The following is a 9,181-nucleotide window of genomic DNA, read 5'->3' as shown; positions in this document are numbered from 1 at the left end:
AAGTTCCTGGATATTGCAAATCCTTGCATGGCGTTCTTTATCAAATATGAGTTTTGGAAGAATTATCTGGATGAGCTTCACAAGCGCCGTATTCCGGTATATAGTGTGTCGTCTATCTTCCGTCGCGAACAAATATTCTTTAAATGGTATGGTGGCACTTATCGCAATGTCTTGAAAGATTTCGATCATCTGTTTGTTCAGAATGAGGCATCCAAACGTTATTTGTCAAAAATCGGCATTAGTCGTGTGACAGTGGTGGGGGATACCCGTTTTGACCGTGTACTGCAAATCCGCGAAGAGGCTAAAGAGCTCCCGTTGGTGGAGAAATTTAAAGGAGACAATTCTTTTACTTTTGTTGCCGGAAGTTCATGGGGACCTGATGAGGATTTATTCCTCGAATATTTCAATAATCATCCGGAAATGAAACTGATTATTGCTCCGCATGTGATCGACGAGAATCACTTGGTTGAAATCATCGGTAAATTGAAACGTTCGTATGTGCGCTATACCCGTGCCGACGAAAGGAATGTATTGAAAGCGGATTGCCTTATAATAGACTGTTTCGGACTGCTGTCCTCTATTTACCGTTATGGTGAAATAGCGTATATCGGCGGTGGTTTTGGAGTAGGTATTCATAACACATTGGAAGCGGCCGTATATGGTATTCCGGTGATTTTCGGACCGAAGTATCAGAAATTTATGGAAGCAGTTCAATTGCTCGAAGCGAAAGGGGCTTATTCCATCAAGGATTACGACGAACTGAAAACTTTGCTGGATCGTTTCCTGACAGATGAATTGTTCTTGCGTGAAACAGGAACAAATGCCGGTTATTATGTGACTAGTAATGCCGGAGCTACAGAGAAGATAATGCACATGATTAACTTCTAAATATATTGTGTAGATCAATGTGAATTCGATATAAGAGGGCAGTTTAAAACCCTTATCAATAAAGAATCACCTTTACTACAACTATCTGTGATAAAGGTGATTCTTCGTTTATTAAGGAGCTTTGGCACACTTCTCATTGCTTTCGGCTCTTTGTCAAATTGGGTGGTAAATTCTTTATCTTTTTATTTCCAAGTTGATATTTATTCTTTTTTTATTGCTTTGATAAGAAGAAACAGGCACCAACTGAATTAGATAAAATAGAGGACAACTTTTCACCAGATTTGACGAAGAACCTGTTTCCTGCATTTGTAGCTAGGCACCTTATCTGTTGACTTCTAACTCTAGCAACTCTTTCAACTCTTTGGCTGTTACGTGGGTGAATTGTTTTGCGATATTTCCTTTTTTATCTATTATCAGGTACATCGGTAATCCCGTCATCTGAAAATGATTCCAAAGATAACCCCACTGTTCTTTGTTCAGCCAGTAATGTTCTCCGGCAATGTCTTGTATTAGTATATCCCAAGTCTTTTTTATAGAACTGGGGCCTGTGAGGTAAATGAAAGCAACTTTGTCTTCACCTATTTCTTTCTTTAGTGGTTCATATTCCTTGATGATTTGCCGGCAGCCACCGCACCAGGTAGCCCAAAAGTCGATAAACTGTACCTTCCCTTTGTGGCGGGTAATGAGAGCAGTCAACAGTTCCTTTTCCGGGACTTGTGGTGCTTCGCAAATAGTGAATTTCTTTGTTATCGTTTTCTGTCGGGGTTGCATCTGGCGGTTCATGTCTTGAATGATACCTAAGAAAATAGGATTGGTAATTTCCGAAGCCATGAGCTCTTGTCGGGGTGTCAGAGGTTGTAAATTGTAAAAACTGGAACGCATATAGATTGCCCGTATGTAGTCAACTATTAAACTTGTGCTGTCTTGTATGATATTACTAAGACGTTCTTTTGCTTTGGAGAATGACTCCCATCTGAATTGGTCATTTTCTTTGAAGTATTTTGCACTAAGTGCCATTAGCTCGCTTTCTTGCTGAAAGGAGATACCTGCTTTGAAAGCTGTTTCATATTGATGGATAAGTGTCTGTTCCTCTTTAGTGAGTGGTGCATTTTTTAATAGATTTTTTTCGTAAGCGAGTGGGTCTTTGTGGGTATCATATAAATCCATGACTACATTGCGGTAATTATAACAATAGAGTGCTAAAGGGTGATTGATTGGGAAATCCTTCAAATAATTGTGGAAATCATCGGGCAAATATACATCAAGAAAAGCAGCAAAAGCTTGTTCCCGCGTAATGTTTTCCTTCTTTTGATAAGCAGTTTGCAGGCAATAGTGGGTGGCCTGTAGATTTTCCAGGCAATCAAATGCGCATGAGAGATTGGCGAGTGTGCGAGTGTCTTCGCTGAATTGTAACTGTGCATTGTTGTGCGTTACATATCGTTTGTATTGGTTGATACATCGTTTTTTGAATTCATTGGCACTAATGCCTACAATGGAATCCAATAGGTCGCCATCACTATAAACAGGTGGTATCTTTGTTATCAGTTCCGGCTGGCACCATTCATTGTTAATGGTAGCATATTGACCGCTAAATACAAACTGTTTTCCTGGTGGATTACTTAGATTGATAGCTACATTTGTTTCTTTTTCGGGACTTAGCAGAATGACTAAATCAGCATTTCCTATCATCATCCGTACTTGTGTATGATGGTAGAGAGGAATATTAATAGTAAAGCTTCCGTCTGACTCAACAGTCGGATAAAGAGTTTCGGCTGTTCCCATCACGATATTGGGAGCTCCGATCTTGAATATCAGATTATCATTCGGATGGTAATTGGCGATTGTACCACTTAAAATGGCCTTTCCTTTCTGATATTCGGGGATGGGTAATTGTGCTTGTGCCAGGTTGAATAACAAGGACAAACAAAGACAAGTAAATAGTCTGTTCATGTTCATAGTAGTTCTTTTATTGCATTTATTATTTCTTTATCTGTATTCTCATTACTATAACCTCTGATTACTTTTCGTATGATTCGTTCTTGGTCTACTATGAAAAAGTAAGGTGCGGCACCACCGGTCTGATATTGTTTGATAACCTCATTTGTTGCATTCAGAATGGTATAATTCAATTCCTTTCGCTTTGCGTAATTTCGGATAGCAGATACTTTACGGCTCCAGGATTCTATTGCAATCAGCTCAAACTCTTCACTGGTGAATGATTCTTTTAGCTGTTTCAAGAAGGGGATGGCTGCCTGACAGGCACCACAACCAATGCCTGTGAAGTTGATTAGTATGATTTTGCTTTTGTAGTCGGCTAATGATACCGGCTGTGCTTCTATATTTTCTAATATCCAGTCCGGAGCTTTTTTCCCTATAAGTTCGGATGCTGTTGATTCTTCTTTTTTCTTGTAGAGGTCGCTGTATTTTACTATTTCATAATCTTTGGGGAAATAATCAGACGCATTAAAGTCGTTGATTGTTAGTTTATTGATTTCAAGATTCGAGTAAGTTGAAACGGAAATATCATGCGACATCTCTCTTCGTTTTTTATAAGGTAAATTATTTGATTTGTTAATCCATAATTCATAAATAGAAGTTGTACTGCCGATATCGAATGGAGGAAGTGGCATGTGATAAGCCCTTCCAAAGAATTCAACCTGTTGATTCTCATCAATTACTAATTTAAAATAATAATTATCGCCCTCGTCTTTCAGTTCTGTTGTAATATGATCCTTAGTGGTAAGTGCATATTTGATGATATTCTTTGCGTGATTGAAGAATGGAGAACTTACTAATCTGAAAGGAAGCGGTCTGAATGTGAAATCATCAATTGCTAATTTCTTATTTTCGTGATAGGGTAATGCTCTTATGTTACCGTCATAACAAAATTCTAGCTTTGTTGTATCATTGGTATCCAGTGAAACATAACTTGCACCTATGGTTGAGTCCATTGGATTATCGTATTCTTTAACGAAGCCGTGTAAGGTAGATAATGCGGTTGAATCACCTGGTTGCCAGCTTTCGTTGGTGACATGGTAGGTTGCAGATTCAATCCTTTCTAAATTGGTAAGTACTTTCTTTAAATATTCTTTTTCTGCGTTTTGTGCATTGGCGGTTATTGTTTCTGCCAATAAGAGAATTGTAAGTAGTAGTTTTGTTTTCATAATGAATAAGTGTTTGTTGATTCACTGTTCAGATTTAATGTCTCACAAAGCTACGAATGATTCGTAATATAACTATTTCCAGATGGTTAAATAATATGAATATGGATTTTGGAAATCAATGATGATTAGTTTTGATAGTCTGAATCTTATAGGTATGTGTTTGTAAATGACTTGTTTATTTATGTGGCTATTGAAGTGTCAGTGGTCTTTGAAAAAACGTTCCTCCTTACTCTTATGTTTTTAAGAGAAAGGAGGAACGAAGTTTAGTTTCCGGTTTTACTTAATGTTATTCCTTATACCATTGCGAATACATCAAATAATTGTGAGCGATTTTTTGATTCAGTTCTTTGGCTTGTTCAGGATCTACCTTTTTAATGAATTTCGCGGGTACCCCTCCCCAAATGCTTCCCGGCTCAATGATGGTATTGCTTAATACCAGCGAACCGGCGGCAACGATTGCTCCTTCGCCAACTACGACGTGATCCAGGACGGTTGCCCCCATCCCTACCAGTGCATAATCTTTGATGGTCGCCCCATGAATGGTAACATTATGCCCTACGGATACATGATCGCCAATTTCAATAGTCGATTTCTGATATAACGTATGCAAGACACTTCCATCCTGAATGTTGACACCATTGCCGATTCGTATGGAGTTGACGTCACCTCTTAATACTGTATTAAACCAAATGCTACAATCATTTCCTATTTTTACATCTCCTATAATAGTTGCATTATCTGCGAGGAAGCAGTTTTCTCCGATTTCGGGAGTAAAACCCCGTACTGATTTAATTAAAGCCATATAATATTTGTTTCTAATAAAGTTTTTTATTTAATGCAGTTCTATGTTGTACGACACCCGGGTGTCGTGATGTATGAGACCCGGGTCTTGAGCAGTCTGACACCCGGGTGTCAGACAAGTTCTGTTTAAAGGGAAGCAGTTGCCTCTTGTAACCAAACTTTTTCTTCTTCGTTAAGATCCGGTGACAACTTCTCGTAGACAGTCTGATGGTAATTGTTTAACCATTCAATTTCTTCATTTGTCAGCATTTCCTTGATGATCCCTTTTTTGCAGATTGGGCATAAAGTGATAGTTTCAAACTTAAGATATTCTCCAAACATTCCCTCTCCATCTTTGCAAACCAACGTCAGGTTCTCCGTACGTATCCCGTGACTGCCTGCTTTATAAACACCAGGCTCATTGGAGGTAACCATACCGGGCTGCAAAATGACTGGATTCTCATTCATACGAATGCTTTGCGGACCTTCGTGTACACTCAGGAAATGTCCGACGCCATGTCCTGTGCCATGAAGAAAATTCATCCTGTGGTTCCAGATAGGCATACGGGCTAGTACATCGAGTTGGGCTCCACGGGTTCCGGTAGGGAATTTGGCCATAGCCAACGCGATGTGTCCTTTTAATATAAGGGTATAATCCGTTTTTTCTTCTTCTGTAAGTTCGCCTAAGGCAATGGTTCGGGTGATGTCAGTGGTTCCGTCTAGATATTGGGCTCCTGAATCTAAGAGTAAGAACCCTCTGGGCTGAAGAGTCACGTCACTTTCCGGGGTAGCCGAATAATGTACGATTGCCCCATGTTCTTTATATCCTGCAATCGTGTCGAAACTTTCCCCCATGTAGAGAGGTTGTGCAGCCCTAAACTCATGCAACTTTTTATCTATACTTAATTCTGTCTCTTTTCCGGTAGATACGGATTCTTCCAGCCATTTGAGGAATTTGACGAGTGCTACTCCATCCCGTTGCATGGCAGCGTGGATGCCGGCAATCTCCTGCTCATTGCGAATCGCCTTCAATAATGCGACAGGCGACTCTCCACGAAGAATAGAACATTGCGGATTAATAGACGAATAGATAGAATAATTCGTTTTCCGTGGATCAATCAGAATGTTTTTTCCCGGAAAAGAATTCAGGAATGTCTCTACCTCATCATACTTCTGTATTCCAATCTGCCGTTCCTTTAGATAAGTCTCTACCTCTGCCGTCACTTTCTCCGGTGAAATAAAATAAGTCACTTCATCCTGTGTGATTAACAGGTAACTTACTATGACCGGATTGCAATGTACATCGTTTCCTCGCAAATTGAGAGTCCATGCGATCTCGTCGAGTGCGGATATGAATAAAGCATAGACACCTTTCTTTTTCAACTCCGTACGGATGGCGGATATTTTCTCTTCGCAGCTTTTCCCTGCATATTTGATATCATAAATAAAAGCAGGAGAATCAGGCATGGCGGGTCGGTCCTTCCAAATGCTACTCAATGGATCTCCAAATATGTCGACCTGTAACTGATGTGCCGCCAGTTCTTCTTTCATCTGTTCGACCTGTTGCACAGAGAACATTTTCCCGTCGATACTTACAGATTCTCCAGGTTTTAAGTGTTGGCAGAGAAATTCTGTAATACTGGGAGTCTCCGGCAACATCTCTTTATATAAGGTAATGCCGCTGCCCTCCAATTCCTTCGTAGCTTGCAGAAAATAACGTGAGTCGGTCCATAATCCTGCTTTATCCATCAGGATAACCGCTGTTCCGGCAGAACCAGTAAAACCGGAAATCCACTCCCGTGACATCCAGTGGGGAGCCACATATTCACTAAGATGAGGGTCGGTGCTGGGAATAATGAACGCTTTGATAGAATTGGAATGAAAGGTCATGCGCAGTGCATGCACTCGCTCTTTTATGCTCTGTTTCATACTTTATTATATTATTATAGACATGTAAGTGTTTCAAAGGTACTAACTTTCTGCATTTAATAACTTGTTTATGAATAGTTTTTGAGAAATATTTGCCGAAAGTTTTGTGAATAAAGAAAGTATGTGTAATTTTGCGGCGCAATTTGACTGCGGAATTTTTTAATCATAACATATTAATAGTAACAAAATGATTGTAGTACCTGTAAAAGAAGGCGAAAACATTGAAAAAGCGCTGAAGAAGTTCAAAAGAAAATTTGAAAAGACTGGCATTGTAAAAGAGTTGAGAAGCAGACAACAGTTTGATAAACCGTCTGTAACTAAAAGACTTAAGAAAGAACGCGCAGTTTACGTACAACAACTTCAGCAAGTAGAAGATTAATAATTCGTAATTTCCTTTGAATTATTGAATTCTTTTCATACATTCGTTGCACGATTTTAGATGTAGCGATATTATGTTGATAGAATCTTTTCTTGATTATCTCCAGTATGAGCGGAACTATTCTGAAAAAACCGTTCTTGCGTACGGTGAAGATATAAAGCAACTGCAGGAGTTTGCTCAGGAAGAGTATGGAAAATTTAATCCGTTAGAGGTCGAGGCGGAACTGATTCGTGAATGGATTGTTTCATTGATGGATAAAGGGTATACCTCAACTTCTGTAAATCGTAAGCTAAGTTCGCTCCGAACGTTTTACAAGTATCTCTTGAGGCAGGGAGAAACGACTATAGATCCTTTGCGTAAAATAAAAGGACCTAAAAACAAAAAGCCGTTGCCTGTGTTCTTAAAAGAAAACGAAATGAATCGGTTATTGGATGAAACGGACTTTGGTGAAGGATTTAAAGGCTGTCGGGATCGGTTGATTATTGAAGTGTTTTATGCTACCGGCATGAGACTTTCGGAATTGATAGGTCTGGATAATAAGGATGTGGATTTTTCGGCTTCTCTTCTGAAAGTGACCGGGAAAAGAAACAAGCAACGGCTGATTCCGTTCGGTGACGAACTGCAGGAGTTGATGCTTGAATATATTAATGTAAGAAACGAAACGATTCCGGAAAGGTCGGAAGCTTTCTTTATTAGAGAGAATGGTGAACGGCTTTATAAGAATCTAGTCTATAATTTAGTGAAACGGAACCTGTCAAAGGTGGCGACGTTGAAGAAAAAGAGCCCTCACGTGTTGAGGCATACTTTTGCTACCACAATGCTGAATAATGAAGCAGAGCTGGGGGCGGTAAAAGAACTTTTGGGTCACGAGAGTATAACAACTACCGAGATCTATACACATGCCACATTTGAAGAACTTAAAAAAGTGTATAAACAAGCTCATCCAAGAGCTTAAAAAAAAGGAGGTAAGTATGGATGTTAGAATTCAATCAATTCACTTTGATGCGTCAGAGCAATTGCAGGCATTTATTCAGAAGAAAGTGTCCAAGTTGGAAAAATATTACGAAGATATAAAGAAAGTAGAGGTGTCATTAAAGGTAATTAAACCAGAAGTTGCTGAAAACAAGGAAGCGGGCATTAAAATATTGATCCCAAATGGAGAGTTTTATGCAAGCAAAGTATGCGATACATTTGAAGAAGCAATTGATTTAGATGTGGAAGCGCTCGGTAAACAGCTGGTTAAATACAAGGAAAAGCAACGTAGCAAATAAAAAAATCCCAAATATTTTGCGGGAAAGAAATAAATAACTAAATTTGCAGCCGTTTCGCTCGCGTTAGAACGTGACGGTTGCATTTTTTAGTAAGTTTGCCTCTTTAGCTCAGTTGGCCAGAGCACGTGATTTGTAATCTCGGGGTCGTTGGTTCGAATCCGACAAGAGGCTCAAAAAGAAACCGAAGGACAAAGATAGAACATCTGTCTTTATCATATTGTTTGAAAATAGTTCTTTTATTTCTTGATTTTGAAAAGGGCAAATACCAGAGTGGCCAAATGGGGCAGACTGTAAATCTGCTGGCTTACGCCTTCGGTGGTTCGAATCCATCTTTGCCCACAATCAGAGTGACAACTTTGGCAAGAATGCGGAAGTAGCTCAGTTGATAGAGCATTAGCCTTCCAAGCTGAGGGTCGCGGGTTTGAGCCCCGTCTTCCGCTCTCTTTTCTTGCTGTTATAGCTCAGTGGTAGAGCACTTCCTTGGTAAGGAAGAGGTCCCGGGTTCAAATCCCGGTAACAGCTCATAAAGGATGTAAATGCTGATTATTAATCAAATAAATAACAAGTAAAGCTATGGCTAAAGAGAAATTTGAACGTACCAAACCGCACGTAAACATTGGTACAATCGGTCACGTTGACCACGGTAAAACCACTTTGACTGCTGCTATCACTACTGTGTTGGCTAAAAAAGGTCTTTCAGAATTGCGTTCTTTCGATTCTATCGACAACGCTCCTGAAGAAAAAGAAAGAGGTATTACTATCAATACTTC

Annotated in this window: 9 protein-coding genes and 4 tRNA genes; 9 read left to right on the top strand and 4 right to left on the bottom strand. The window is 39.6% G+C overall.

Annotation, left to right across the window (positions count from 1 at the left end; all coding sequences use genetic code 11):
- Nucleotides 1–888, top strand: an 888-nt coding sequence (locus ACT8YW_RS20230) for a 3-deoxy-D-manno-octulosonic acid transferase (protein ID WP_444106943.1), incomplete at its 5' end; no start/stop codon positions are given.
- Nucleotides 889–1,209: 321 nt separating this feature from the next.
- Here the strand turns inward: ACT8YW_RS20230 and ACT8YW_RS20225 are convergent.
- From ACT8YW_RS20225 to ACT8YW_RS20210, 4 genes are all read right to left on the bottom strand, one after another.
- Nucleotides 1,210–2,844, bottom strand: coding sequence for a TlpA family protein disulfide reductase (locus ACT8YW_RS20225; RefSeq protein ID WP_444106942.1), 1,635 nt, complete (start codon nucleotides 2,842–2,844; stop codon nucleotides 1,210–1,212).
- A complete protein-coding gene (locus tag ACT8YW_RS20220; protein WP_444106941.1) occupies nucleotides 2,841–4,052 on the bottom strand; it encodes a peroxiredoxin family protein in 1,212 nt (403 codons plus the stop codon). Before ACT8YW_RS20220 ends, ACT8YW_RS20225 begins: the two co-directional genes overlap by 4 nt.
- Nucleotides 4,053–4,338: 286 nt before the next feature.
- Nucleotides 4,339–4,854: a gamma carbonic anhydrase family protein gene (locus ACT8YW_RS20215; RefSeq protein WP_444106940.1), complete on the bottom strand. Its 516-nt coding sequence runs from the start codon at nucleotides 4,852–4,854 to the stop codon at nucleotides 4,339–4,341.
- Between the two features lie 125 nt (nucleotides 4,855–4,979).
- Nucleotides 4,980–6,761 (bottom strand): aminopeptidase P family protein, encoded by a 1,782-nt coding sequence (locus ACT8YW_RS20210; RefSeq protein WP_270293477.1) that lies wholly within the window; start codon nucleotides 6,759–6,761, stop codon nucleotides 4,980–4,982.
- A 187-nt stretch (nucleotides 6,762–6,948) separates the two neighbouring features.
- Here ACT8YW_RS20210 and rpsU point away from each other — a divergent pair, with 187 nt between their 5' ends.
- From rpsU to ACT8YW_RS20170, 8 genes are all read left to right on the top strand, one after another.
- Nucleotides 6,949–7,140: a 30S ribosomal protein S21 gene (gene rpsU / locus ACT8YW_RS20205; RefSeq protein ID WP_002558090.1), complete on the top strand. Its 192-nt coding sequence runs from the start codon at nucleotides 6,949–6,951 to the stop codon at nucleotides 7,138–7,140.
- 73 nt (nucleotides 7,141–7,213) lie between these two features.
- Nucleotides 7,214–8,095: a tyrosine recombinase XerC gene (gene xerC, locus ACT8YW_RS20200; protein ID WP_074707590.1), complete on the top strand. Its 882-nt coding sequence runs from the start codon at nucleotides 7,214–7,216 to the stop codon at nucleotides 8,093–8,095.
- A gap of 16 nt (nucleotides 8,096–8,111) precedes the next feature.
- Nucleotides 8,112–8,411 (top strand): ribosome hibernation-promoting factor, HPF/YfiA family, encoded by a 300-nt coding sequence (gene hpf / locus ACT8YW_RS20195; protein ID WP_004323771.1) that lies wholly within the window; start codon nucleotides 8,112–8,114, stop codon nucleotides 8,409–8,411.
- A 97-nt stretch (nucleotides 8,412–8,508) separates the two neighbouring features.
- Nucleotides 8,509–8,582, top strand: a tRNA-Thr gene (locus ACT8YW_RS20190).
- An 85-nt stretch (nucleotides 8,583–8,667) separates the two neighbouring features.
- Nucleotides 8,668–8,750 (top strand) — tRNA-Tyr (locus tag ACT8YW_RS20185).
- A gap of 28 nt (nucleotides 8,751–8,778) precedes the next feature.
- Nucleotides 8,779–8,851: transfer RNA gene (locus ACT8YW_RS20180), tRNA-Gly, on the top strand.
- Between the two features lie 10 nt (nucleotides 8,852–8,861).
- Nucleotides 8,862–8,933, top strand: a tRNA-Thr gene (locus ACT8YW_RS20175).
- A 51-nt stretch (nucleotides 8,934–8,984) separates the two neighbouring features.
- The coding region (locus ACT8YW_RS20170) for a GTP-binding protein (protein ID WP_254306587.1) at nucleotides 8,985–9,181 on the top strand (197 nt) is incomplete at its 3' end.

The organism is Bacteroides sp. (assembly GCF_052357945.1).
Lineage (GTDB): Bacteria > Bacteroidota > Bacteroidia > Bacteroidales > Bacteroidaceae > Bacteroides.
The sequence above is the reverse complement of the archived record's forward strand: the minus strand, read 5'-3'. Positions and strand labels throughout refer to the sequence as shown.

Bases quoted from the DNA above. Each gene is read 5' to 3' on its own strand.
- ACT8YW_RS20225 (WP_444106942.1), bottom strand. From the start codon at position 2,844: ATGAACATGAACAGACTATTTACTTGTCTTTGTTTGTCCTTGTTATTC.
- ACT8YW_RS20220 (WP_444106941.1), bottom strand. From the start codon at position 4,052: ATGAAAACAAAACTACTACTTACAATTCTCTTATTGGCAGAAACAATA.
- ACT8YW_RS20215 (WP_444106940.1), bottom strand. From the start codon at position 4,854: ATGGCTTTAATTAAATCAGTACGGGGTTTTACTCCCGAAATCGGAGAA.
- ACT8YW_RS20210 (WP_270293477.1), bottom strand. From the start codon at position 6,761: ATGAAACAGAGCATAAAAGAGCGAGTGCATGCACTGCGCATGACCTTT.
- rpsU (WP_002558090.1), top strand. From the start codon at position 6,949: ATGATTGTAGTACCTGTAAAAGAAGGCGAAAACATTGAAAAAGCGCTG.
- xerC (WP_074707590.1), top strand. From the start codon at position 7,214: ATGTTGATAGAATCTTTTCTTGATTATCTCCAGTATGAGCGGAACTAT.
- hpf (WP_004323771.1), top strand. From the start codon at position 8,112: ATGGATGTTAGAATTCAATCAATTCACTTTGATGCGTCAGAGCAATTG.